This window comes from Gardnerella sp. DNF01189 (assembly GCF_049244195.1).
Lineage (GTDB): Bacteria > Actinomycetota > Actinomycetes > Actinomycetales > Bifidobacteriaceae > Bifidobacterium > Bifidobacterium swidsinskii.
Map to the genome: position 1 here is coordinate 924,140 of NZ_CP058385.1, position 25,113 is coordinate 949,252.

The 25,113-nt window shown below is 44.8% G+C and carries 19 protein-coding genes and 1 tRNA gene; 1 reads left to right on the plus strand and 19 read right to left on the minus strand.

Going from position 1 to position 25,113, the window contains the following annotated elements; translation table 11 throughout:
* Positions 1-221 precede the first annotated feature (221 nt).
* The 13 genes from HXT41_RS03670 to HXT41_RS03730 form a co-directional block, all read right to left on the minus strand.
* Positions 222-1,589 carry an ATP-binding protein gene (locus tag HXT41_RS03670; RefSeq protein WP_033888488.1) on the minus strand — a complete coding sequence of 456 codons (1,368 nt, stop codon included), beginning with the start codon at positions 1,587-1,589 and terminating at the stop codon, positions 222-224.
* A 186-nt stretch (positions 1,590-1,775) separates the two neighbouring features.
* A complete protein-coding gene (locus HXT41_RS03675; RefSeq protein WP_102703256.1) occupies positions 1,776-2,795 on the minus strand; it encodes a class C sortase in 1,020 nt (339 codons plus the stop codon).
* 152 nt (positions 2,796-2,947) lie between these two features.
* Positions 2,948-4,789 carry a SpaH/EbpB family LPXTG-anchored major pilin gene (locus HXT41_RS03680; RefSeq protein ID WP_248893522.1) on the minus strand — a complete coding sequence of 614 codons (1,842 nt, stop codon included), beginning with the start codon at positions 4,787-4,789 and terminating at the stop codon, positions 2,948-2,950.
* A 246-nt stretch (positions 4,790-5,035) separates the two neighbouring features.
* Positions 5,036-7,363, minus strand: a complete 2,328-nt coding sequence (locus HXT41_RS03685; protein ID WP_116994981.1) for a hypothetical protein — start codon at positions 7,361-7,363, stop codon at positions 5,036-5,038.
* A 382-nt stretch (positions 7,364-7,745) separates the two neighbouring features.
* On the minus strand, positions 7,746-8,642 hold the full coding sequence (gene nusG, locus HXT41_RS03690) for a transcription termination/antitermination protein NusG (RefSeq protein WP_004109157.1): 897 nt from the start codon (positions 8,640-8,642) through the stop codon (positions 7,746-7,748).
* Between the two features lie 41 nt (positions 8,643-8,683).
* Complete coding sequence (gene secE, locus HXT41_RS03695) at positions 8,684-8,911, minus strand: preprotein translocase subunit SecE (RefSeq protein WP_004106254.1); 228 nt, start codon at positions 8,909-8,911, stop codon at positions 8,684-8,686.
* Between the two features lie 36 nt (positions 8,912-8,947).
* Positions 8,948-9,023, minus strand: a tRNA-Trp gene (locus HXT41_RS03700).
* Positions 9,024-9,181: 158 nt separating this feature from the next.
* Positions 9,182-10,420, minus strand: a complete 1,239-nt coding sequence (locus tag HXT41_RS03705) for a pyridoxal phosphate-dependent aminotransferase (RefSeq protein WP_116994982.1) — start codon at positions 10,418-10,420, stop codon at positions 9,182-9,184.
* Between the two features lie 102 nt (positions 10,421-10,522).
* The gene (gene proB / locus HXT41_RS03710) at positions 10,523-11,668 is read right to left on the minus strand and encodes a glutamate 5-kinase (RefSeq protein WP_004109151.1); all 1,146 of its coding nucleotides are present in this window, start codon (positions 11,666-11,668) and stop codon (positions 10,523-10,525) included.
* Positions 11,669-11,693: 25 nt separating this feature from the next.
* Positions 11,694-13,376, minus strand: a complete 1,683-nt coding sequence (obgE, locus tag HXT41_RS03715) for a GTPase ObgE (RefSeq protein ID WP_116994983.1) — start codon at positions 13,374-13,376, stop codon at positions 11,694-11,696.
* Positions 13,377-13,511: 135 nt separating this feature from the next.
* Positions 13,512-13,763 (minus strand): 50S ribosomal protein L27, encoded by a 252-nt coding sequence (gene rpmA, locus HXT41_RS03720; RefSeq protein ID WP_004106248.1) that lies wholly within the window; start codon positions 13,761-13,763, stop codon positions 13,512-13,514.
* A 33-nt stretch (positions 13,764-13,796) separates the two neighbouring features.
* Complete coding sequence (rplU, locus tag HXT41_RS03725; RefSeq protein ID WP_004111933.1) at positions 13,797-14,105, minus strand: 50S ribosomal protein L21; 309 nt, start codon at positions 14,103-14,105, stop codon at positions 13,797-13,799.
* Between the two features lie 186 nt (positions 14,106-14,291).
* Positions 14,292-17,558: an Rne/Rng family ribonuclease gene (locus tag HXT41_RS03730; RefSeq protein ID WP_116994984.1), complete on the minus strand. Its 3,267-nt coding sequence runs from the start codon at positions 17,556-17,558 to the stop codon at positions 14,292-14,294.
* A gap of 393 nt (positions 17,559-17,951) precedes the next feature.
* Between HXT41_RS03730 and HXT41_RS03735 the strand changes: the two genes are divergently transcribed.
* Complete coding sequence (locus HXT41_RS03735; RefSeq protein ID WP_421788561.1) at positions 17,952-18,893, plus strand: AEC family transporter; 942 nt, start codon at positions 17,952-17,954, stop codon at positions 18,891-18,893.
* 47 nt (positions 18,894-18,940) lie between these two features.
* On the opposite strand, the gene HXT41_RS03740 is transcribed toward HXT41_RS03735, so the two are convergent.
* The 6 genes from HXT41_RS03740 to HXT41_RS03765 all read right to left on the minus strand — a co-directional run bounded on the left by HXT41_RS03740 (position 18,941) and on the right by HXT41_RS03765 (position 25,074).
* The gene (locus HXT41_RS03740) at positions 18,941-19,228 is read right to left on the minus strand and encodes a hypothetical protein (protein WP_004109139.1); all 288 of its coding nucleotides are present in this window, start codon (positions 19,226-19,228) and stop codon (positions 18,941-18,943) included.
* A gap of 12 nt (positions 19,229-19,240) precedes the next feature.
* Positions 19,241-19,534: a hypothetical protein gene (locus HXT41_RS03745; protein WP_041160532.1), complete on the minus strand. Its 294-nt coding sequence runs from the start codon at positions 19,532-19,534 to the stop codon at positions 19,241-19,243.
* A gap of 330 nt (positions 19,535-19,864) precedes the next feature.
* Positions 19,865-20,725, minus strand: a complete 861-nt coding sequence (locus HXT41_RS03750) for a KilA-N domain-containing protein (RefSeq protein WP_102703264.1) — start codon at positions 20,723-20,725, stop codon at positions 19,865-19,867.
* 409 nt (positions 20,726-21,134) lie between these two features.
* A complete protein-coding gene (locus HXT41_RS03755) occupies positions 21,135-22,562 on the minus strand; it encodes a Maf family nucleotide pyrophosphatase (protein WP_421788563.1) in 1,428 nt (475 codons plus the stop codon).
* 33 nt (positions 22,563-22,595) lie between these two features.
* Entirely contained in the window at positions 22,596-23,672 is a 1,077-nt protein-coding gene (gene thrB, locus HXT41_RS03760; protein WP_064621517.1) for a homoserine kinase, read from the minus strand.
* A gap of 19 nt (positions 23,673-23,691) precedes the next feature.
* Complete coding sequence (locus HXT41_RS03765) at positions 23,692-25,074, minus strand: homoserine dehydrogenase (protein WP_116994986.1); 1,383 nt, start codon at positions 25,072-25,074, stop codon at positions 23,692-23,694.
* Positions 25,075-25,113: the final 39 nt, after the last annotated feature.

Below are 25,113 nucleotides of genomic sequence, written 5' to 3' on the forward strand. Positions count from 1 at the left end.
CATCTAACAACTAGCAAAACTAGCATGCATCAGCGCATAAATATAATTCTATAAGATTCCACAAATAAAAAGCAACAAAAAAATCGGTTTTAATACAAACGCACAGCACATTTATGTAGTGCGCTTGTACCTGATTTACGGCATGTCATGCCAAATCAGCCAAACGGCTAAGCCGTGAGGAATAAGTGCACTACATAGCAGCGCGAAGGCAGGTCGGAACGCTACACCAATCCACACATATAAAGTGGTAATATTACGAGATTCAAATCTTTTCTAACGCTAAGCTGTTTAGGAGCAAATACATAACTAGTTCCAATTCTTTTTGAAAACTTGTTCTTAAATTTATCAAGAGAAACTGTTTTAAACACATTCCCAGATTTAACTTCAATAGGAGATATACGCATTTTGCCAGCAGAATCCTGAAAAGCTTTAGAAATCAAAAAATCTATTTCCATAGTATTTTCCGAATTTTCTTTGTCTCTATTTGAATAGAAGAATAGGCGATGTCCAGATGCTATTAGCTGTTGCGCAACAACGTTTTCAACTAGCATTCCTTCATTAATTGAGATTTTTCCAAATAAAATTTCTTTATACAGATCATTAGACGCAATACTACTATCTGAAAGTATCATAGAAGTCAACAAACCGGTATCAGCCATATAACATTTTACTAACGCATCATCTGCATTAAGATTCAATCCCACATTTGGATCTGTAGATTTGTAGCAATTATTTGTAATACTCGCATCCGAAAGCCAAAAAAACGCATCCTTATAGTCACGCATACGAGCATTCTTACCTAAGGAAGTAATCCTATATCTTTTTTCATGTCTGGAAAGCTGTGCTGGTATTCCATCAAACACAGACATAACTTTCATTTCATAACCTTTTGCAAACTTTGCAGCATCCTGCCTATAGAGCGAAAGAATACGACGCTTAACCCTATCTACTCGAGCAAAATCTCTCGAATCAACATATTCATTTACAGACTGCGGCATGCCACCAACTAGCATATATTCTCTAAAAAGTCGCATCGCTTTTTTATGTAAAACATCTGGCAAAGGATTTAACTCATCAAATGAATCTTTAATAACTTTCGATAGATTTTCTTCTCCAAAAGCCCACAAAAATTCTTCAAAATCAAGAGGATACATGCGTTCTTCTTGTTCTTCAGATGGAATCAATATTGTTTCAACATTGTGTTTAATAGACAATAACGAGCCAGTCTCTATATAGTCGTATCTGCCATCTGCAACTAGTTGTTTTACAAATTCTCTAGCCTGTGGGAAAAATTGCACTTCGTCAAAAACCATTACCGATTCACGGTTATAAAGTTTCACACCATATAGTGCAGATATGTATGTAAAGAAAGTGCTTAAATCTGAACGATAATCTTCAAATAGCCGAAGCGCATCTTTTGATGCTTGCGAAAAATCAATAAGAATATAAGACTTGTATTCGTTTCTTGCAAACTCTTCAACTATAGTACTTTTCCCAACTCTTCGAGCACCTGTTACTAAAAGCGCTGTTGAACCGCGATCAGCATTCTTCCAATCGAGCATTTTTTGATAAAATTTTCGCCTTAACATATAACACCACTCTTAATTACCACAAAACCGTTGAAAATACTATTGTTTTATAGTATATATTTCACGAAAATCAATGTCAATTTATGCTAAATTTTCACGAAATCAGGGGTAAATATATGCCGAATTTTCACGAAAATCAAGGTGTTATTTCTCTAAATCTTCGCGACACGCTGCATTACAGCAATTCTAAGCAGTTATATGTTTGGCATGAGCAAGTGAAGCAGCACGGCGGTGGCGCTTGCGAACCGCGGCAATAATCATCGTCGTAAGAATCACAGCGCAACCAATAAGCGCGAGCACAAACATCGTCATCCAAAGCGGCCACTGCAACTTATCGCCCGGCGCGGAAACAGGATCCGGCAGCACGCGATAGCCTGTCACCAGCAATCTCTGCGTATTAACACCATACGGCGTACACGTAAGCAGCGTCGCCAGATCACGCCCATTCTCGCGTTGAAGCAACCTAATATCATGCGGATCGACCACGCTAATGCGGAATACCCTGTAACGCAGCGTCTCCCCCTGCACGTCAAAGTAGAAGAAATCACCCTTCTTCAACTCCACTAAATCATCAAACATGGTCGCATTTGGCAAACCCGTATGCGCCGTCACAACAGCGTGACGCGTTTTACCCCCAACCGGCAAATCTGTGCCATACAAGTGTCCAGCGCCATACGCCAAAACCTCCTGCGAACTACCGTGGTAAATCGGCAGCTTAACGCCAATCTTCGGGATTTTCACAATACCCATAATCCCCATCGGCTCATCCAGCTGCTTCGCATACTCCTTATACTCCGGCGTCTTCATATAATCCGTCGTGCCATCGTACGGATCAGCCGTAATAATCGACTTGTGGCGCGCATTATAACGACGAGCCGCGTTCAAAATCTTCTCTCTAGCGCTCGCAGTCTGCTTACGACTCAGCCGATCATAAGCTACAGAAATCTCCTTCGACACCTTGTTATTCCACAACGTTGACGCAATCGGGTACGTGAAGCACAGAATCGCTGCAAGCGCGAGAACGATTGGCTCTAAAATACGGCGGAGTTTGGATTTGGGTTTTTTAGCGGGTTTTGTTGCAGTTGCGGAGGCTGCGGTTTGCGTTGCTGTGGAGGCTGGTGTTGTTTCGGTTGCAGAAGCGACGGGTTTTGCTTTGAGTTGCTTGAAGAAAGCATATACTTTAACAACAGCGTCGTTTAATTTCATGCTTCTTCCTTGTAACGTTTATACACGTAAATTTTGTTTCAAATTACGCGTGAAAACACACGTTTTTAGAGCAAGTGAGTCTAGGATTTAGTTCAGTAAACCCTAGACTCACACTTTGCTATTAGACTACAAGACCAGCTTTAGAAAGCGGATCAAGCGTTCTGCTGCTGTTCCTCTTCTTTGCGATTGCGCATGTAGAGGAACACGCTTGCTGCAATCAAGCCCATGCCAGCAAGCGCAAACAGAATCACGCCAGCAGCACCAGTTGCAGGAAGATTGAACCAGAACTTGTTACCGCCTTTTTCACCATGCAATGGAATGTTAGGGAATTTCAAAGTATCAGGATTATCGTTGGTAGTTGTATCCTTAACAGTTATTTCCTTAACCACAGGAGACAAAGCAAATCCTTCAGGAGCCTTAACCTCAACAACGTACAGCGTTGAACCAGCTTCAGCCTTGTAAGGATTAGAGAATTTACCGCCTTCAACAGTAGTTTCATCAAATGCAGAAGCGGCCTTGCAAGGACTATCTTTCGCATCTACTGCTGTATTTTCCTTAAGAGACTTGGTGCACAAATCTGCTTTACCTTTGTCGGTAAATATCTTGAATTCAGCACCAGAAAGCTTTTTACTCTCATCTTCAGAATTGTACTTATCAACCTGCAAATAACCAAACTTGACTGTAGGCTTACTGCCATCAACATTAGGAATTATAGGATTCGGTGCAGTAGTACCCTCATCATGAGCTGGGAAGAAGCCAGACTTATTAGTAATAGTCTTATCTGTAGTAGAATCCTTGAAGGCTTTACTTATGTCAAACGCAAGCTCAACCTCAACTTGAGGAGCCTCAGATCCAGCAGCAACGTTATTCAACTTAGAAGCAATTTTCTTCAAACCTGCTTCAGTGAACTTCACAAGAATGCGAGTGTGACCAGCAGCAAGACCTTTAGTATCTCCAGCTGTAGCAATCTCAGCATTATCAGAATTAGCCTTTGCAGTAACGGTGTAGTCGTTGTTCTCACCCTTAGTAAGGGTAGAATCACTACCTGTACCGAACTTTACAGACTGCACAGCAGCATCAAGTCCCTTATTAGGTTCTGTAAACGCTGAGGTTGGAGCATCGTCGAACACAGCGTAATCCTTGAGATTCTTCTCAGTCAAATCCTTGTCAATCTTAGTCTTGTTCACCTTTGCGGTAATTGTGTAGTAAATTTTATCTTTTACACCAGCAAAAATGTGAGATTTATCAACATTCTTCTTAATTGCAGAAGAAAGATCAATATTCTTTGGCTTAACTACAGGATTATACTCATACACAGTTGTGGTCTTGCCATTATCAGTCTTCTGTTCAATCAAAGGCAAAGTCATGTAGAAACTACTGAAATCGTAAGCACCATAACCATCAGGAACCTTCTCAACAATCTTATACAAACCAACAGAAAGATTATTAAGTGTAGACTTACCATCCTTGTCTGTAGCAGTCATATTGTGCACATCAGTTCCAGTTCCAAGAGTTACAACTCCAGCTTCTTCCGGATGAGCGTTTAGCTTAGAAACAATACCAGCAATCTTCTGCCAAGAATCATACTGAGCAAGATTCAAAGTAACATCATTAGTTCCTTCCTTAATGGATGCAACTTTAGTTACAGTGAAACTAACATCTTTAAGAGGTTCAAAACCAGCAGGGCAAGATGTATCTTGCGTTTTGCCTGTCTCATTAGATGCGGACGCATTAGCAGTACTAGACGAAGCAACGGTAGTAGTAGTTGTAGAGACATCCTTTTTCTTGCACTTAACAATAGTTAAACTACCGCTTTCCGGAGCACCAGTCTCCCACGGAGCCTTAGAACCCTTTTTAACAGAAGGTTGTGGAAGAACCGGCTTACCACCAGCCCACGCAACTCCAGCCACAGTTACAGCGCCGGCGACGCACAGCGTGCCAGCCATCGCAAGCGACGCAACTGCCGCCACGAATTTATTAGTGAACTTTTTCATGTTCACTCCTTTCGTAATGCCGTTTTACGGCAAGTAGAGAATTAGTTTGCATTGATAATGCTCTTGACGAGTAAAGTTTTAAAATTTTTGGCATTTACCTTGTGTTATCACGCTCCCGAATCCCGAAAGACTGCGCAATAAAACAATACGCAATAAAACAATGCGCGAAACAGGAAGGCTTGATACGCAAATGCGTACGTAGTCGCCTTATGCGAAGCACAGCGAGTAAATGCATATACAACTGCTTCATACGTGATTGCATAAGCCTCGCCGCCTTCCAAAAATTAATTTGCGAGCGCACTCACTTTGACTTACCACGAAGCCAGCCGCCAGCAGATTTACCAACAGAGCGGCAAGAATACCAAACTGCAAATTCCAACTCTGACCGCCCGTATTCGGCAAAGTAAAATTACTCGCCAAGTGAATATTGAACGTAAAAGCAGCAAAATCCTTCTTTTCTTTAAAAGACGCTGGAGTAGCAGTTAGCGCAGAGCTTATTGAATCAGGCGTTAAGCTGCCTTTTAGACCATCAAACTTAGTAAGAGCATCAGGCTTCAGCGCAAACACAACGCACTGGTAATCGCCAACCTTAGTCGGCTTTATGCTCACTTCCATAGAAGCTTGAGACGCAATCTTATCCGCAGTACATTCGTTATCGCCTTTTCCTGCTTTATTGCATCTAGTTTGATCCTTATCCCCAGGCACACTCAACCCAAGCTCGTCAAGATTTCTGCTCCAAGTATTGTATTCAAGAGACTTATTCTTCTTCTCGCCCTTCGAGCACAGCACGCGCAACGTAATCTTATTCGTGCTATCCGCCGCAGAAGTAGCATCAACAAACGGCTTAAAACTCATGCCGAGTATCGCAGAAATATTGTTATTGCTGCTAGACAATGCCGCCGGCAACGAACCATCGCTGGTTTTAAACGGATACACTTTCAGCGTAAGATCATTATCACTAATTTTTGGCTTTGGCTTATCTCCAAACTGGATTATTACAGTCTTATAATCCCAGTCAACGCCTTTCGCAATAGATGTTTTATTGTCCCACTTATCTTCAACAATGTTTCGTTCTGGATTATCGAACAATAACTTCATATCTTTATTAGTTTTGACTCTTTTGCCAAACTCTTTTGCCAATTTAGACGATTGTGGCTCTTTATGAGTTGATAAGTCTTGTTTTAAGTCAACATCCTTAATAGCAAACACTTTGCACTCAAAAGTGCCAGCCTTCGTAGGCGTGCCACTAATCCAGCTTTGAGAGCGCTCAGTATAATCATCATTCTCATACACAGCAGAATTCTCTGCATTTTCATCAGGTCGATTCTGATTTTCCATATGCTTGAACTGCTGCGTACTAAAGCTCAAACCATTAACACTGTCTGACGTATAACTATCAGCATTATCACCACTACCCTCTTTATGGCAAATCATATGGTGATAGATAGAACCAGGCTTAGCTTCCGACTGCGAATCAATAAAAAGCTTATTATTAATAGAATCGTAAGTATCTTTCTTATCAGTACTGTCAGTAGTACTGCCGTCAGTACCTCCGCTAGGAGCTGAACCTTTAGACTTTGGTTTTATAATAATTTTATTACCACTTACCGCAACACCATCCTGCGCATTCCCAAAATCGTATAAGCTAGGCGACAAATCACCGGGATGAGCCTTAGGTAAATCCTTTTCATCAAGTTTCTCCCTAATGCTCTTAGATCTGGATTTAGAACCATCTGGATAATGTATTACAAACTTAAACTTATACGTCTTAGCTGCCATCCATTTGCTTACAAAAAAACGTATAGAACCATCGCTATTAGACACACCATACGTAGATTTAACAGTATAACTGCCACTGTTATCCTTGAAAAAAGCATACTTCACAGAATCATCACTTTTAACATACTCTTCCAACCCAAGCCAAACGCCATCAGGTAATGTTTGCTGCACTTTACCTGCAACTTTTATTTTTGGAGTAAGAATCTGAGGAACCCTATTATAAGGCTCACTATCAGTACCTTTAATAATTAACTCACTATTATAAGTAATGCTGTAGCATTTTTCAGGAGTCTTATACCTTTTATTATTCTTACACGCTTCCGGAAGTTCAGGCTTTTCATTCACACTTCTGTCAGTGCCTTTAACAGCTTCCGCAGAATCAGCAGCTTTATTTTTAGCATCTTTAACGTTTTTCTTTACAGCAGTCTCAGCTAACTTAGGCTTATCGACACCATTGTTGTTAGCATTATGCTGCTTCTCAAAAAGCTTCGATTCCTTATTATCTTTATTTAAAGTACTTGAAGTATCAGTATTTTTCTTATTAGGCTCAGTAGTATTATTAGATTCACTCTGCTTAGTCTGCTTATTCGATTCACCATCGTTTTTAGTAGAACCAGCCTTCGCACCCTCAGCCTTCTCAGTAGAAGTAGCACTTTCGCCAGCACTCAACGCATAAGTTGGAGCAATCACAAAAGTAGCAAGCAACATTGTAATTGCCACGAAAAAAGCAAATAACGAACGGCGAATTGAGCGCACTAGTCGAAGGAAACGGCTAAATATATGCGAATTAAACATATACACCTACCTTCTAATTCGCCCTCTTATATCATAATGTCGTTATTACAACGGCACTGAAAAACTCGAATTCTCGCTAAAATTCTCTGCTAAAAACGCTCTTCTCAAACACTCAGCACTATACCCCCCCCCCACGCCTATTTGCAAGCCAAACTAAATATTTGGAAATATTTATTATTTACATTGATAAAAGCACTGTAATTGCAAGAAAATTTAGGATTATTTCCCTATTTTACGGCGTGTCGCGGTAAATAAACAAAACTAAGCAAAAGCAAGCAAAGCAAAAAACAAAAAATAAACAAAACAAAAAAAACCGGAGTGCAATACGCACCCCGGTCTATAAAATCTACAAAAGCTAGCTACAAAAGCCTAGGCTTTCAGCTCAAACAATCGGCTCCACTTGGTTGAATCCAAGCTCCACAGGAGTTTCACGTCCAAAGATGGAAACCAACACCGTAAGCTTCTGAGTTGTAGGCTCCACATCCGAAACCACAGCTGCCATCGTTGAGAATGGACCGTCGGTAACTGTTACCTGATCGCCAACCTTGTAAGCAACCTCAACCTTACGCTTACGTGCTGCAGCCGGCTTATCGCCAGCATTCTTCAAAGCTTCAGAAGCAATCATCGGAGCCATCATTGACACAACTTCTTTGCGGCTCAATGGTGCAGGCTCTCTAGAAGGACCAACGAAACCAGTCACGCCCTCAGTCTCGCGCACAATACGGCGAGCGTTCTCATCCGGCCACATGCGAATCAACACATAGCCTGGCACACGCACGCGAGTAATAACCTTCTTACCCTTTTCCGTATGCTTCTCGACTTCTTCCATAGGAACTTCAATCTGGAAAATCTTATCTTCCAAACCAAAGTTCTGCACGCGGGATTCGACGTTAGTTTTCACGCGCTTTTCGTAACCAGAATACGTGTGAAGAACGTACCACTTGCCTTCCAAAGTGCGAAGTTTCTTAGAAAATTCTGCTACAGCGATTGCGCCGGCATCAGTTGGGTCAGCTTCGTTCGCATCGTCAGCATCAGTAGTTTCATCAGCATCGCTAGTTTCGTCAGTTTCGTTAGAAACATCAGCAACACTGTCAGCAGCAGCGCCATCAGCTACATCAGCTGCAACATCAGCAGATTCCTCATCCACATCAGCTTCAACAGACTCGCTAGAAGCAGCAGCTTCATCATTCACAGCTGACTCGTTTGCTTCGTCAGCATCATGAGAAGCAAAAGCCTCATCAGCTTCACTCGCTTCTTCGAAATTGAATTCATCAGTCATCTTGCATACACCTTCAAAATTTCAACTCAGCCAATTTCAACTCAGCCGAACAGCCACATTACGGACTTACCCAAACCGAAGTCCATGCAGGTGACGAAAGCCATCAAAAATACAACAAATATGAAAACTGCAGACGACCAAGCAAACAACTCTTTGCCATGAGGTGCAATAACCTTGCGCGTCTCGTCAATGGTTTGCTTAACGAACATGCCAATACGCACGAACAAGTTATGCTTTACTGCTTTCTTAGTACTGCGTGCCTGCGCCATGCTTGAATCCTTCGTGTAAAAACTTGAACAAAAAACTGGCAGGGACGGCGGGACTCGAACCCACAACCTACGGTTTTGGAGACCGTTGCGCTACCAATTGCGCCACATCCCTAAGGTGAACTCGCTCATCATACCCCAAAAGGAACGAAATAGCAAACCGCCAGATAGACATACTATCTCATGGGCATGATTTCGTTATATCATCGCACAAAAAGCGAGTGTCGCATTGTGCAACGGCAAGCAAGTTCTTATTTTGCAATACATACTTGCTTAAGCTTCAACCCACTTCTTCATGCGACGCATGCCCTCAGCAAGCTGGTCGTCAGCAAGAGCGCAAGAGAATCGCAAATAGCCAGGAGCACCAAAAGCTTCTCCCGGAACCGCAGCAACATGCGCTTCGTCAAGCAACATTTCAGCAAATCGAGAAGAAGTATGCGGCAGTTCGCGCTTCCCGCCAAGCGGACGCTCAAGCAACGCCTCAATGTTAGCAAACGCGTAAAAAGCGCCGTGAGGAAGAGGACAAGTAACGCCGTCAATATTGTTCAACGCTTCCACAATTGCTTTGCGTCTAGCATCAAAAGCCTCACGCATAGTGGCGACCACATCCAGCGAACCGCCGACTGCAGCAATTGCTGCGCGCTGTGAAATATTAGAAACATTAGAAGTCATATGGCTTTGAAGCTTAATTGCAGCTTTAGCAACATCTTCCGGCGCCACCATCCAGCCAACACGCCAGCCAGGCATTGCGTAAGTTTTAGCAACACCATTCAAAATCAGCAGCTGCTCGCGAATTTCCGGCACCTCGACGCCAATATACGAAGTCGAAATGCCGTCGTAATGCAAGTGCTCGTAAATCTCATCAGAAATAACCCAAATATGGTGTTTTACAGCCCACTCGCCGATTGCGCGAATAGTTTGCGCGCTCCAAATAGCACCTGTAGGATTCGAAGGCGAAGTTACGATAATTGCGCGCGTGCGTGAAGTGCGAGCGGACTCAACTGTCTCAACATCTGGCTCAAAACCGCGATCTGCACCTGCCAAAACCGGCACAGGCACGCCGCCTGCAAGCTTTACTGCTTCCGGATAACTCGTCCAATACGGAGCTGGAATAATAACTTCGTCGCCATCATTTAAAAGAATTTGGCAAGCTTCGTACACAGCTTGCTTTCCGCCGTTTGTAACTACGACTTGATTTGAGGAAACTTCGTATCCGGAATCTCGCTGCACTTTACGAGCAATTGCTTCTCTAAGCTCAGATAAACCTGCAGTAGCAGTATAACGATAGTTGCGCGGATCTTTACACGCTTGTGTTGCAGCATCAACAATGTAAGAAGGAGTAGGAAAATCTGGCTCTCCTGCACCAAAGCTTACGACGTCAATTCCGTCAGCTTTCATAGCTTTTGCCTTGCCGTCTACTGCCAAAGTTGCGCTCGGAGCGACTCGGTTAATACGCTCGCTTAATACGCGCCAATTTTCTGAGGATGAAGTTTCTGCAATATTCTCTGCCATGATTTACAGTGTAACCTTAAGCCGCGAAACGGGCGAAACAAGCGAAACTGTCGAAAACACCAAACCAACCGATGAAATCGACAAAACACAAGCCGCTAGCAATTACACAAGCACGAGATTATCGCGATGAACCACCGGATGCGCATACTGACGGCCGAGTGATTCTTCAAGCTCATCGCTCGTACGCCCCATAATCTCCGGAATTTCCTCCGCGTCAAAAGCCACTAAACCCTTAGCCAAATGGTTACCCTGCTCATCGTCAATCCACACAGGATCCGTCGCCGAAAACTCGCCGCGCACACCAACAATACCAGCCGCAAGAAGGCTCGCACGTCCGCCGCGCACAGCTTTAGCAGCACCAGAATCAACCACCAAAGTTCCGTGCGGATTAGACGCAAACCCAATCCAAAGTCGCCTAGAAGAATCGCGCGTATGCACCGGCGCAAACACAGTGCCAACAGCATCTCCAGCCAGTGCCGGACCAGCATTTCCAGCGCAAGTAAGCACGGTTGGAATACCCGAAACTGCCGCCACATGCGCGGCTTCCAGCTTCGTCACCATACCCCCAGTACCTACACCCGAAACGCTTGCGCCAACTTTCACTTCTTCTAAAGCACGCGTCACATCTGGCACAAAGCTCACTCGTTTTGCGCCAGGTTCGCTAGGCGGCGCAGTATAAAGCGAATCCACATCTGTAAGCAGCACAAGCGCTTCTGCACGCACAATATTCGCAACTAATGCTGCAAGTCTGTCGTTGTCACCGAATCGAATTTCGTTGCTAGAAAGCGCATCATTTTCGTTTACGATTGGAATTACGCCAAGTTCAAGAAGCCGCAGCATTGTGCGCTGAGCGTTACGGTAGCGAGACGGCGAAATAGTAACGTCCGCAGTAAGAAGCATTTGCCCGACTCTGAAACCAAATTGCGAAAATGCTGCTTCGTATTGAGCCATAAGCAATCCTTGACCAACTGAAGCTGTTGCCTGCTGAGTTGGCACATCTTTAGGACGCTCATTAAAGCCGAGCAAACCAAATCCAGCTGCAATTGCACCAGAAGACACAAGCACAATGCGAGCACCTTGCATTTGCGCGTGACTTATTGCAGTCACAAGAGCGCGCAACTTTTGCACATCCAGCTGCCCAGACGCGCTCGTAAGTGAGCTTGAGCCAACTTTTACAACGATTGTGCGCGCCTCACGAATTGAACACCGAACCCCATCTTCGGTAAGCTCAATTTCTGGATTATTCATAAGATTCCCCTTGACCTTGATTCTTCTAGTTTTCTTGCTCTTCGCCACGGCCAAACAAGCTATTTTCATCATGGCGATCGTCATCCACAGAAGGATCCGCCCAGTGACCCGACTTTCGCTCAGCCATCATCGCGTCTCGAACTGCGCTCTTTGCATCCATCATGCTGTGATAATCTCGTCTACGCTCAGCATTCGTGCGCCTTGCTCCGCGAGGATCGTTCGCTTCGATTCGCAAATCCTTGCCACGCGCACCCAAGTTAGCGCCGTCCAATCCTTCTGCACCGGCAGCGATACTTGGATCCCAGTCGAAGCAAACCATATGATTCCCAGTGCCAATACGAATTTCGTCTCCTGGACGCGCGCCCTTCTTGCGCAATTCATCCTCAACGCCAAGCTTTGCCAAGCGATCCGCCAAATAACCAACGGCTTCGTCGTTGTCGAAATTCGTTTGTATAACCCAGCGCTCAGGTTTTGCGCCAGTAACAGTGAACCAAAAATCACCATTCCTGTCTTCCTCGCGCTTAATTTCAAAGTCTGCACTATTTCCACGTCCATCATCGCGGCGACGACGCAAAGCTGAAGTCTGCTGCTCAAGAGGCTGAATGACAACACGCTCTTCTTCACGCGCTGCTTCCTCGGCAGCGAGCTTCTCGCGCATCTTTTCAACCAATCGTCCAAGCGCAAAACCGAGCTCTTTCAAGCCTTCGTGAGACGCGGTAGAAATCTCAAATACAGTCAATCCCATTTTCTCAAATTCACCGCGTACAAAATCAGCCAATTCTTTAGCTTCAGGCACATCGACCTTATTTAGCACAATAATGCGCGGACGCTCAGGAATTGGAATCGCACCCAACGGAAGCTCAAGCTTATCAGCGTATTGCGCAAGCTCATGCTCAAGAGCGTGGTAATCGCTAATTGGATCGCGATTTGGCTCCAGCGTTGCGCAATCAATTACGTGCGCAATAATCTCTGTGCGCTCAATATGACGCAAAAACTCAAGACCTAAGCCTTTTCCTTCGGAAGCTCCTGGAATTAAGCCTGGAACGTCTGCAATTGTGTAGCGATAGTTGCCGAAGCTTACAACACCTAGGTTTGGCACCAAAGTAGTAAACGGATAGTCAGCAATTTTCGGCTTAGCTGCACTAATTGAAGCAACTAAGCTTGATTTTCCTGCAGAAGGGAATCCAACTAAAGCTACGTCTGCAATAGACTTGAGTTCCAAAATTACGTCGCGTTCTTCACCAGGCTCGCCTAAAAGCGCGAATCCTGGGGCACGACGAGTTTTGTTTGCGAGTGCTGCGTTGCCAAGACCGCCAGCACCCCCCTGCGCCACAACGAATTTGTCTCCAACATGTTGCAAATCCGCCAAAACTTCGCCTGGTCGCTTTTGAGAGTCTACAGCACCGCGTGCAGTAAAAACAACAGTTCCAACAGGCACAGGAAGTACTAAGTCTGCACCTTTTGAACCGTCTTTAGTGTCACCTAAGCCCATCGTACCGTTTTCTGCAGTGCGGTGAGGCATGAAGCGGTAGTCAAGTAAGCTGTTTGCGTTACGATCAGCTACAAAAATAACGGAACCACCGTCACCGCCATTACCGCCATTTGGACCTGCTAATGGCTTGTACTTTTCGCGACGAACTCCGGCAGATCCGTTTCCACCATCTCCGCCTTTTACATGCACTGTTACTCGGTCTACAAAATCACTCATACTGCTACCTTACTCGAAGATAAACACTTAAATTCTCGGGAACATGCGAGAACAAAAAAGCCGCACCGAACGGGGGTGCGGCTTAAACGTTTTATTGTCGACTTATTGTCGAATCTGTTTAGGCTTAGCTAAGATTCAGGCGGTAACAACGTCAACAACCTTGCGGTCGCGACGAATACCGAACTTCACATTGCCGTCCACCAAAGCGTACAGCGTGTGATCCTTGCCCAAAGCAACGTTCTGACCTGCGTGGAACTTAGTGCCGCGCTGACGAACGATAATGTTGCCAGCCACTACAGCTTCACCGCCAAACTTCTTAACACCAAGATATTGCGCTTGTGAGTCGCGACCGTTGCGCGAGCTAGACGCACCCTTCTTATGTGCCATCTCACTGTCCTTTCAGGTTTATAACACCGTCAATCAGGCGATGGCCGTGATCTTGACGAGAGTCAACTTCTGACGATGACCCTTGCGACGAGCCACACCAGTCTTGTTCTTATACTTCATAATGCTAATCTTTGGACCTTTGGCTTCGTCGTTCAAGACTTCTGCCTTCACCGTGATCTTAGCAAGATCCTTGGCACTCAAGGTTACCTTAGCACCGTCAACAACGAGCGCGACCGGGAATTCCACGGTATCGCCCTTCTTTGCATCGAGACGGTTCACGAGAATGGCGTCGCCAACCTCGACCTTCTCTTGATGGCCACCGGCCTTCACAATCGCGTACATAATTCGTTCCTTAGCTCAATTGAAAGCTTACTTTTGCCTTGCGCACAGCAAAACACGCGCGGCAAGACACCGACTATCAAAAATACACCTACCCATGTACTAACGTCAAGTCGCTAGATTCATGAGTCAATGCAGACAATATTCAATATTGTACTCAAGGCATATACTTAGTCACTATTCAGAGGCTCAATCATCACTTTCTGTAGTTTCTTGCATAATTTCCTGCATAGTTTCTTGCGTAGGTTGCTCCGCAGTATACTCAGCAATCTCTTGCGTAGTATCCTCTAAATTATTTTCAACTAATTCTTCAGAAGTTTTATCCACTTCACTAGTTTTCGCGGTTTCGCCAGCATCCGCAACTTCGCTAGTTTCATCCGCCTTAGAAGATACAGACTCTTCATCAGAATTCAAAAAATTGCTATACTGCGTTTCTTCTTCAGATTTATGAGCTGCGTCAGTAATTACAGACGCGGCAGCTATACGCGCTAACTTAGCTCTCACTTCCGCACTAGAACCCTGCTGCTTAACAGGCGCAGGCTGTTCCGTTGCGCTTCCGTGACCATACTTGTTTGTTTTAACAAAAGGATCTCCGCCCTTAAGCGCGTAAGGATCTGCATATTCCGAAGAAACAGTAGGCTCATCGTGCAAAATAAACCCACGTCCCTTGCACGTTGGACACTCTTCAGAGAACGCTTCAACTAAGCCTTGACCAACGCGTTTACGCGTCATTTGCACAAGACCAAGAGACGTAACTTCAGCAACTTGATGCTTCGTGCGATCCCTAGCCAAGCATTCCAAAAGCCTACGCAAAACTAAATCGCGGTTCGCTGGCATAACCATATCGACATAATCGATCATGACCATGCCACCAATATCGCGCAAACGAAGCTGGCGCGCAATCTCTTCAGAAGCCTCCAAATTACAACGAGTAACCGTTTCTTCCAAAGACTTACCACGCCCAATAAATCGTCCAGTATTCACATCGATCGTAGTCATTGCTTCCGTACGGTCAATCACAATAGAGCCACCAGCCGGCAAATAAACCTGACGCTCCATACCCTTACGAAGCTGACTATCAATCTGCCACTTATCGAAAACGTCCTTGCCTTCATGCTCAGCAGGATCCCAATATTCAACCTTGCTGCGCAAATCTGGAGCCATCATCTCAAGATATTCATCAATTCGCTGACGCACTCCCTCGCCTTCAACAATAAGCTTTTGGAAGTCATCGTTGAAAATATCGCGCACAACACGAATTGCCACATCAGGCTCACCCTGTAACAGTTTAGGGCGCTTTCCATGCAAGTATTCTTCGCGCTTAGCTTCAATGCGCTCCCACTGCTTAACAAGCGAATCTAAATCTTTTTCAATCGACTCCTCGCTTGCGCCGTCAGCAGCAGTACGAATAATAACGCCCATATCTTTTGGTGCAATCTTCGACACAATAGCACGCAAACGCGAGCGCTCTCGATCCGAAAGCTTGCGACTCACACCGGTCATGCCGCCAGATGGCACAAGCACTAAGAAACGCCCTGCAAGAGTTACTTGCGAAGTCAATCGAGCACCCTTATGCCCAATTGGATCCTTAGTAACCTGCACAAGCACAGGATCACCAGACTTAAACGCAAGCTCAATCCTACGAGGCTGACCTTCAAGACGAGCCATATCCCAATTAACTTCGCCTGCATAAAGCACGCCATTCCTGGCTTGACCAATATCTACGAATGCCGCTTCCATGCTTGGAAGCACGTTTTGAATGCGCCCAAGATAAATATTTCCAACAGTAGCAACTTCTTGAATATCAGAAACATAATGTTCTACAAGAATATTGTCTTCAATAACAGAAATTTGCGTGTGGCGATCGCGCTCACGAACAACCATTAATCGTTCAACATTTTCGCGACGAGCAAGGAAATCTTGCTCCATAAGAAGGTTTTGACGGCTACGCTCACGCCTATTATCTCTACGGCGTTGGCGCTTTGCTTCAAGTCGCGTAGAGCCTTCAATATCCGTAATTTCGTCTATATACTGCTGCTTGCGCGAGCGGCGAGAAGTCAAGTCGTCTTCGTTCGCATTAGTGTAGTCGGATGACTCTTCCTGAGAAGACGCGGAATTTGCGTCATCGGAGGATTTAGAACGGCGGCGACGACGGCGACGCGTATAAAGAGTTTCTTCCTCATCTTGCTCACGAAGTTCTTCTGGATCTGGAATTAAATCGCGATCTTCTTGAGAAACTTCATCTATTCTCGTGCGTTTTGTGCGAGAATTTGCGTCATCGTCAAGATCGTTAGAAATATCGATGTCAAAATCGCGACTTTCGTTGCGACTTTCATTTCGATCAGTGCGAGAGCTACGACGGCGACGACGGCGACGCGTAATCATTATTTCATCGTCATCGTTGCCATTATTTGCATTATAATCGTCGTTTATACCTCTGTTATCGCCTTCGTCACTGCTATTGCGGCTATCTCTGTTATCTCTGCTATTGCTACCGCCTCTGCTGTCTACTGCACCATTTTCATTTCGAACGTCATCATCATTAGAAATGTTATTCGACATATTGCGACGATTAGAACGCCTATTTGAAGTATTTTCCGCAGATAAAATATCGCTAACATCAAGAGTTTCATCGATGCGCGTATCAATGGGAGCATAAACAATATTGTCGTATGCAAGATCCTCTTCAATTTGCTCAACTTCAGCTGCAGCACGTCGCTCAACAGCATTCAATCTGCGAGAACGGCGAGAACGCTGGCTTTTGCGAGTTTTTTCATCGCGATCATCTTGCGAATCCTGAAAATTCTTAGCGTACTCAGAATCTTGAGAATACATAGAATGACTTGTTTCACGCGATGTTTCACGACTATTCCCTCTGCCACTATCACGCTTTATTTCGCTTGAATTCTCACGTCTTTCAGAACGTGACTTGCGTTCGCTACTATCACGGCTATCATGACTATCGCGACTATCGCGACTATCACGGCTATCGCGGCCGTTGCGGCTGTTGCGCCTTCCGCGAGAAATATCACGTAAATCATCACGCAAATCATCATTCAAGACATCACGCGAGTTGTCACGCAAGTCATTACGAGAACTGCTGCTTTCTTCACTACGATTGTTCACTACCTTAGGAAGAACTGGCTCCTGGAATAGGAGCGAAGTTATCGGGCGCGATTTAACAACATGCGGCTCAGAATCCTTCGTACTAGAATCCTCAACTTTTAGTTCCATTGCTTCTCCAGCCGCACCGGCACCACGAGTAACTCGTCGACCGCGACGGCGACGCGTAACGCCAGAGCTTTGCTGCAAAGTATCGCCGGCAGCTATATTACTTTTCGCAAAATCTGTAGATTGCATTATTCCGGACATTTCCGCAGAAGTAGCGGTTTTAGACACAGTTCTACTATTTTCAGCTTCAAATTCATTGAAGCGTTCTCTTATTATTCTGGGCACTATGCTCCTCACGAGACGCTGCATCGTCTCGCATCCCTGGCTTTAAGTTGAGCACGCACGTGCGCGAGCCACCCCAAAGCTCTTTACAAAGTCTAGCTGCGCGACAGCGGACGCCAGCCTCGGAAAACGCTCACGAGGGGATCGACGCCATCGATTGCCTGGCGGCTTGCAGTGCCACCGCTCTCTAGTATGCCATATTGCCGAGTCAAATATATGACTCGTTGAATATTAAAATTTGCATCGCTGTTTTAAGCCAATTAGCAGTTACTAAAAATTCCAATAATTTCAAACTCATCCATAACGCACATAAAAGTTGCGTATCTCTCCTATAGTTACAACATAGGTTCGCACGCATGCAATTTGCGTGCAATTAACGAATTTTGGAGGCAAGAAATGGGCTTAATCAGCGCAATGCAAGGCTTTTGCGTAATTGGCATTGTTATTGCTGCAGGCTACGTTACTGCTCGCATGCACGTTGGCGGTTCACAGGCTCAAATGGTCCTAAATCGCGTAAGTTTTTTCGTTTCCAGCCCTTGCTTAATGTTTGCAATACTTTCTAAAGAGCCTATTTTTGAGATTTTTCACTCTTCGATTTTTGTTGCATTCTTTTCTGCAATGATTGTTGGAGTTGCGTTCGTGCTGCTTAATCGCTTTTGCTTCCACCTTCCTGCAGCCGACTGCACTGTAGGTGCTCTCAATTCTCTTTATTTAAATTCCAACAATATTGGCTTGCCGGTTGCGACTTATATTTTGGGAAATCCTGCGCTTGTTGCTCCGATTTTAGTTATGCAACAGGCTGTATTTACTCCTGTTGGTTTGACGGTTCTCGACATTACAACTACTGGAAAATGTTCGCTTAAACGCATCGCTCAGCAGCCTTTAAAACAGCCACTTTTAATTGGTTCGCTTGGTGGAATTATTATTTCTGCAATTTCCGCAAAAGTTGGCTACTTCCCTGTTCCTAATTTTCTTTACGATCCAATTAAGATGATTGGCGATTCTGCAGTTCCAATGATTTTAATGGCTTTTGGAATGTCGCTTTACGGAAGCAAACCTTTACGAAAAGATTCCAATCGCGCTGCTATTGCCACTGTTGCTGTGCTAAAAAATCTTATTATGCCTGCAATTGCATTTTTGCTAGCTTATTTTGTTATGGGTTTTCGCGGGGCGACTTTGTATGCGTGCGTTGTGCTGGCGGCACTTCCAACCGGTCAAAACGTTTACAATTATGCTGCGCGCTACAACGTCGGCTTAAGTTTTGCGCGCGACGGCATACTGTTTTCTACTGTCACTAGCCCAATTTGCATAGCAGTAATCGCCGCTATTTTGGGGTGATTAATCCGCGCGCAATCGTAGAACTTTGCAATCACAACACTTTGTAATCATCTTGCTTTTTGAGCAAGAAGCAGTTTGCATGCTTCGCGCACAACATCCCCAATCTTCACACCCTGCTTATCCGCAGAAGCTTTTAGAGCATCAGCATCTTCAGCAGATATACGAAAAGTTATAGGCAACATAGCTTCTTTGTAAAGAGGCGGTCTGCCGAGCGGCTTTTTAATACGCAAATTACCAGCTTTACCGTGATATTTGCCTTTTTCAGCATCACTTTCCCATTTATCAAGCATTTCATCAGTGACATCAACGCCACCTTCACCACGAAAATTAGCCATAATCACTCCTACCTATCTTCTACCAAAAATTTGTCTAATTTCTTCTTGACTAAATCCCATTTCAGCAAGAAACTTTTTAGTTGCAGGCACTACATGAAAAATAATCCATTCCCCATCTTCGCCCTTATATGCAATAAGTTCCGTAATAACTCCGCGAGAATCCCAAGCAAGTGAAAGCATCTGACTAGGCTCATATTCACCTTGCCTGGGAAGCTCTCTACAAGATGAGTTCCACATATTTATTACTTCAGTTTCGCTGAACCAAGGTCGTTTTCGAATAACTCTAGGATGCACTAAAACCTTCATAAATATTATCTCCCAACTCTCAATACTTTCGTATACGAAATATTATCACATTGTGCCAGAGATTATCAAAATATGGCTAATCGAACTAATAAAAGCATGCAAAAAGCCTAATGCAAATTGGCAAAAGTTGGAAGTCTGCTCTCAGATTCCGCAAAACTAACTCATACTTGGAAGTCTACTTCCAAATTGAAGCTAACTTTGCGCAACTACCTTTGCACAGCTAACGAGTCGAGGCAAGAGAATCAAGACACGCGCGGAAACTGTACTGCACACGTACCAGAAGACGAGGTAAATATCAGCATTAAGTGCAGAATTAAAAAGTGATTAGACTCAATTTTTTAGCACGGAATCCAAACTCTTTATTCCAGGATTATTCAAATTCTCAAGAGATAAAATCTGCGTTCGCGCCAAATTTCTAAGTTCCGCCATTCGATCAGCCTGTGGCAAACCCTTAGAGATCAAAACAGCGTTATAGCTTTCCATATTCGCCAATACCAGAAGTTCATTAATACTCGCCTCGTCTCGAATGTTTCCTTTTGACTTAGGATTTGCGTCTCTCCATTGCTTAGCAGTCTTATTAAACAATGCAACATTTAACAAATCTGCTTCATTTGCATACTTATACATCAACTGCTCAGAAGTCAAATCCTTCAACAAATATTCTTTAATAGCATCCGTATGAATCTTGTAATTAATCTTCGAAATCTCACGGTTCAAATTCCAATTCAACGAAAGCCTGGAACCCTCATCAGATTTAAGTCTTTGATAATCTTTGATAATATATAGTTCAAATTCTGCTGAGATCCAAGCCGCAAACTTAAATGCTATATCTTTATGAGCGTAAGTTCCGCCATTCTTACCAGATTTGGAAACTATGCCAATAGCATTTGTTGATTCTACCCATCTTTTAGGAGATAAAGTAAAAGCATTAGAACCAGCCTCATTCTTAAAGGAATCGAATTCGACCCCTTTAAAATTCGGATTGTTAATACTCTCCCACAATCCCAAGAATTCAATAGTATTCTTTACTCTCAGCCAGTTTTTAACAACATCTTTAGGCTCTTCTTTGTTTTTATATCTCGCAATATCGGTTAAACTAACGTAATCATTCCTAAAATCTTCCGTATAAACCTGAATTGTAAAGCCTTTTGCCGTAATAATATCTTTTTTAATATTTGATGCATTAGACATAATTGCCCCCTAATATTTACGCAAATTTACGCAATTAGTTGCTTTATTTGATTTGTTTACTTTATTTCTATGCGCTTGACACAAAACCCATGAATCACAAGCAAAATTACAAAATCAAGCACAAGCCACAAAACATCTAACAACTAGCAGAAAACTAGCATGCATCAGCGCATAAGTAGTATTTTATAAGATTTCATAGATTAAAAGCAACGCAAACACGTAGATAAAATAAAAAAGTTAATTCCCAAAACAATACTCTAAATAAAATTTCGCAAGTTGGAAGTCTACTTCCAAGTTTAGTGCAAAATGGCAAAAGTTGGAAGTCTACTTCCAAATTCCGCAAAACTAACTCATACTTGGAAGTCTACTTCCAAATTGAAGCTAACTTTGCGCAACTACCTTTGCTCAACTAGCGAATCGAGGCAAGAGAATCGAGACGAGCGCGGAATGACGGCCAATCCGTGCGCATTGCCGTAAGCAGCTTCAGCTTAGGCACGTCGTCAATCGGCACCCACTTAATTTCCATACTCTCGTCGTCGTGCGCGCAAGGATTCACACTATGCCCCAGCTTTTCAAACGCAAAAACCGTTGTATAACACCAATTTCCATGATCTTCGCGGTAAGCTCCAACAACTTCAATATCTCCCGAAGTGATATTTGCTTCCTCGAAAGACTCACGCAGCGCGCCCTCAATCGCGCTTTCTCCGTCGGAAATTGCGCCACCAGGGATGCCCCAAGTGCCACCTTCAGCGCTCCAAAGAGCACGATGTTGCATCACAACGTGCGTCACGCGACCAGTTTCAGCATCTCGCCTAGCAAGCAGCACTCCAGCAGCTCCGTTATGACCCCAATGTCTGCGGCCACAATCGCAATGCACCCAGCCATCTCCCGGCTGATGCACATTTTCTTTAGGCACTTCCGTGAAAGTCGGATCATTCTTTTCGCCAGTTTCTTCCAAGCTTTCCTTATTCCACAAATCCGGCCAAGCGTATCCAAGCTCCGAAACCATTTGTCTCAGCAGCGGCAAGCTGATTCCAAGAACACCGTGAGGATCTCCATTAATGCTTTCAATAAAAGCTCCGCCAAAACCTTCTAGCGTAAAGGATCCTGCCACTTCCAGAGGCTCACCAGTTGCTACATACGCGCGAATTTCCGCGTCATTCATTTGCGCAAAAGTTACGCTTGCATGACTTGTTTTGCAAATAGTTTTGCCGGTTTTTGCGTCGATTAAGCAGTGACCAGTCCACAATTGTCCTGTTTTTCCGCTCATCTGCTTGATTCTCTCAAATGCCACTTCAGGAGTATGCGGCTTTCCGTAGCACTCACCATCGAGTAAGAACATGGAATCGCAGCCAACAATCAGCACACCGCTACAATCATGAGAAGATTTATTTGTATATGCAAAATCGTGAATATCGAAAGTTTTTGTAGGAACAGTAACGCCTGAAAAATCGCGAGTTTGCGCCGTATCTACGTTATGCGTTACGTCTGATTGCGAATCGCTTGCTAAAGCATTATCAGCAGATTCAGAAGATTCAGATCCCGCAGGTTCAGCTTCCAGCGGATACCCCACAACTAAATCGCCACTAGCCGAAGCAGCCGCATCCGCCACACACTTCCACGCATGGTACACAGCTTGAGCTTTTGCGCGAGCCAAAATAGAAACTCGCTGCTCAACGTTCAACTGCTCAACGCTCGTACCTCGCTCACTAGCGGCATCACGCAAAGCCGCCGGCTCATCCACTTCGCTTACGTGAATTACCGGAATCACGCCAGCTGCCGCCAAAACCGCTCTACGCGAAGGAGACTGCGAGGCCAAAATCAACGAAACTGTCATACCTTACCCTTCCCTTTTACAACTTCACATAGGTTATTCGCGAGTTATTGCAACGCCAATAGAATCAACCTGCACATGCAAAACACGCCAGCCAGCCCGCGAAAGCCACGGCTCAGCAATTGAGTCGATTTTTTGAGCTGCACTCTTGTTGCACTCAGCGTCTCCTGCATAAAATACAGCAACGCACGATCCTGCTCCCGAAATCGCTGCAGCAAAACCATGCTCGCGCAACGTTTCCACTAGCTTCCATGAATCTTTCATAAGATTTGCACGATACGGTTGATGAAGAGCATCTTGAGTTGCTGCAAAAAGTAACGCATTTCTCGAAATATCAGATTTTACTGTGCCTAATTCATTTTCAGAATCGCTATTTAACTCACCAAAAGCAACCGGTAGCATTGCAACTCGCGACACGTTAAATATTGCGTCACCATACGGCACTTTTGCTGGAAGCGCGCGCCTAGCAAGCTCTGTAGAAAGCTCGAAATCAGGAACGAATACAGACACGGAAATATCTTGCGAAACTTTGTATCGTACAGTATGAAAACCGGTAGAAAGCGGAGCTTCGCAATCTCCAGCCACGCGCACAGAGCCTTTGCCTTCCCCAGCATCAAGCTTCCAGCTCATCGTCAAACCGCCAAAAACTGCAGGAGCAACATTGTCTGGATGACCTTCAATTGCGGCCGCGATTTCGAAAATTGCTTCGCGGTTAAGATCACCTTCGTGCGCAAAAGCCCAAGCAGCAGCAACTGCAGCAACAATCGCTTCTGCAGAAGAGCCCATACCGCGCGCTTGCGGAATCCGATTATGCGCTTCTAACGTAAATCGCAAGTTTGGCAGACCAAATATTTTACAAGCTTTGCGAAAAGTCGCTACAACTAGATGCGTTTCATCTTTTGGAAGCGTATCCTCGCCTTCGCCGTGAATAATTACGCGCACGTTTCCAGCATAATCGAGCGAATCAAGCGAATTTTTAGAATGATTATCATCCAGAGTAAAAACTAAAGAATCCGCATAATCAAGCGCAATACCGGCTGTATCAAAACCAGAACCAAGATTTGCGCTAGTCGCTGGCACGCGCACGGAAACACTGTTACACACTGGCTTCATACGATCACCTGCAGCTTCTCTACTTTATAACGCGCAAAACTAGCGGCTTTCCACACACAACATCCAACTTCTGCAAATCCTCACAAATAGCTTGAACTGCAGCTTCCGAACATTCGCGCACAAGCACGCGCACACTGCCAGGTCCACCAAGACCGCACTGTGGGCAATCCGAATCAGCTTCAGTTTGCGCATACTTAGCTTGGCACGCCGAAGCCAAACGCTCAGCCGCAACACCATGACCTGCAAAAACATCCATAACTTCGCCGCGCAAAGCCAAAGAAGTATCTTCCATATTGCAACGAATCACAAAATCTGCCCTAGTCTGCTCACTAGAAGCTGGCACATACTTGTTGTACATTGGCACGCCAAAACCGGAGCATCCGCGCACAAGATTTCGAGCCGCACTAACAACATCTCCAACAACAGCGCTTGCTGTTGGAGCGCCGCCGGCACCGCGTCCGTAGAACATTAAGTCGTCTGCAGCTTGAGCCTTAACAAATACAGCGTTAAAACTGCCGTGAACCGATGCCAAAGGATGTTCCGCACCAACAAGCGCAGGATACACACTAACGCTTACTCCTCCATACGAGTTTGGCTCGCCGTCGCCATCGTCGTCGCAGTGCCTCTCAACTGCCGCAAGAAGCTTAATCACGCGCTTTTCCGCGCTCGCTGCCGCAATATCTTCAGCCGTAATCGCGCTAATTCCCTCAACGGAAACATCGTCAATACTTACCGGCATTTGGAATGCAAGAGTTGCAAGAATAGCAGCCTTATTTGCAGCGTCGAATCCTTCAACATCTCCGGTTGGATCCGCTTCCGCGTAGCCTTTTTCTTGAGCTGCGCGCAAAGCCGAATCAAAATCAAGTCCTCGCACTGTCATTTCGTCAAGAATATAGTTTGTAGTGCCGTTTGCTATGCCAAAAATTTGCGTAATTTCGTCACCAATAAGAGACTCTCGAAGCGGACGAAGAATAGGAATCGCTCCTGCAACAGACGCTTCAAAGTACAAGTCAACTCCGTGACTTTCTGCACACTCGTATAATTCCGGACCGAACTTTGCAAGAAGTGCTTTGTTAGCTGTTACAACGGATTTTCCGTGGCTCAGCGCGCTTTTTACAAAGGTATGTGCCGGCTCAAGTCCGCCAATAAGCTCGACTATAACATCAATGTCTTCGCGAGTACATAAAGAGGCGGTGTCTGTAGTTAGCAAATCGCGCTTAATCCAAGGCACATTAACTTCCGCTGGGCGTAAGCACGCAACTGCTGCGAGCTCAATCTCAGCACCAGTTCGCTTCTTAAGCTCATTGAACTGTTCAACTATTAGTCGCGCTGTTTGAGACCCAACAGTTCCAGCCCCAAGTAGACCTACGCGAATAGTTTTAGTCGATTGATTGCTTTGCATAACTTTCGCCTCCTTCGTTGATTTATTTTATATTTTATT

What these genes read in the sequence shown, in the direction of transcription:
- HXT41_RS03670 (WP_033888488.1), bottom strand. Translation starts at nt 1,589, where the DNA reads ATGTTAAGGCGAAAATTTTATCAAAAAATGCTCGATTGGAAGAATGCT.
- HXT41_RS03675 (WP_102703256.1), bottom strand. Translation starts at nt 2,795, where the DNA reads ATGAAATTAAACGACGCTGTTGTTAAAGTATATGCTTTCTTCAAGCAA.
- HXT41_RS03680 (WP_248893522.1), bottom strand. Translation starts at nt 4,789, where the DNA reads ATGAAAAAGTTCACTAATAAATTCGTGGCGGCAGTTGCGTCGCTTGCG.
- HXT41_RS03685 (WP_116994981.1), bottom strand. Translation starts at nt 7,363, where the DNA reads ATGTTTAATTCGCATATATTTAGCCGTTTCCTTCGACTAGTGCGCTCA.
- nusG (WP_004109157.1), bottom strand. Translation starts at nt 8,642, where the DNA reads ATGACTGATGAATTCAATTTCGAAGAAGCGAGTGAAGCTGATGAGGCT.
- secE (WP_004106254.1), bottom strand. Translation starts at nt 8,911, where the DNA reads ATGGCGCAGGCACGCAGTACTAAGAAAGCAGTAAAGCATAACTTGTTC.
- HXT41_RS03705 (WP_116994982.1), bottom strand. Translation starts at nt 10,420, where the DNA reads ATGGCAGAGAATATTGCAGAAACTTCATCCTCAGAAAATTGGCGCGTA.
- proB (WP_004109151.1), bottom strand. Translation starts at nt 11,668, where the DNA reads ATGAATAATCCAGAAATTGAGCTTACCGAAGATGGGGTTCGGTGTTCA.
- obgE (WP_116994983.1), bottom strand. Translation starts at nt 13,376, where the DNA reads ATGAGTGATTTTGTAGACCGAGTAACAGTGCATGTAAAAGGCGGAGAT.
- rpmA (WP_004106248.1), bottom strand. Translation starts at nt 13,763, where the DNA reads ATGGCACATAAGAAGGGTGCGTCTAGCTCGCGCAACGGTCGCGACTCA.
- rplU (WP_004111933.1), bottom strand. Translation starts at nt 14,105, where the DNA reads ATGTACGCGATTGTGAAGGCCGGTGGCCATCAAGAGAAGGTCGAGGTT.
- HXT41_RS03735 (WP_421788561.1), top strand. Translation starts at nt 17,952, where the DNA reads ATGGGCTTAATCAGCGCAATGCAAGGCTTTTGCGTAATTGGCATTGTT.
- HXT41_RS03740 (WP_004109139.1), bottom strand. Translation starts at nt 19,228, where the DNA reads ATGGCTAATTTTCGTGGTGAAGGTGGCGTTGATGTCACTGATGAAATG.
- HXT41_RS03745 (WP_041160532.1), bottom strand. Translation starts at nt 19,534, where the DNA reads ATGAAGGTTTTAGTGCATCCTAGAGTTATTCGAAAACGACCTTGGTTC.
- HXT41_RS03750 (WP_102703264.1), bottom strand. Translation starts at nt 20,725, where the DNA reads ATGTCTAATGCATCAAATATTAAAAAAGATATTATTACGGCAAAAGGC.
- HXT41_RS03755 (WP_421788563.1), bottom strand. Translation starts at nt 22,562, where the DNA reads ATGACAGTTTCGTTGATTTTGGCCTCGCAGTCTCCTTCGCGTAGAGCG.
- thrB (WP_064621517.1), bottom strand. Translation starts at nt 23,672, where the DNA reads ATGAAGCCAGTGTGTAACAGTGTTTCCGTGCGCGTGCCAGCGACTAGC.
- HXT41_RS03765 (WP_116994986.1), bottom strand. Translation starts at nt 25,074, where the DNA reads ATGCAAAGCAATCAATCGACTAAAACTATTCGCGTAGGTCTACTTGGG.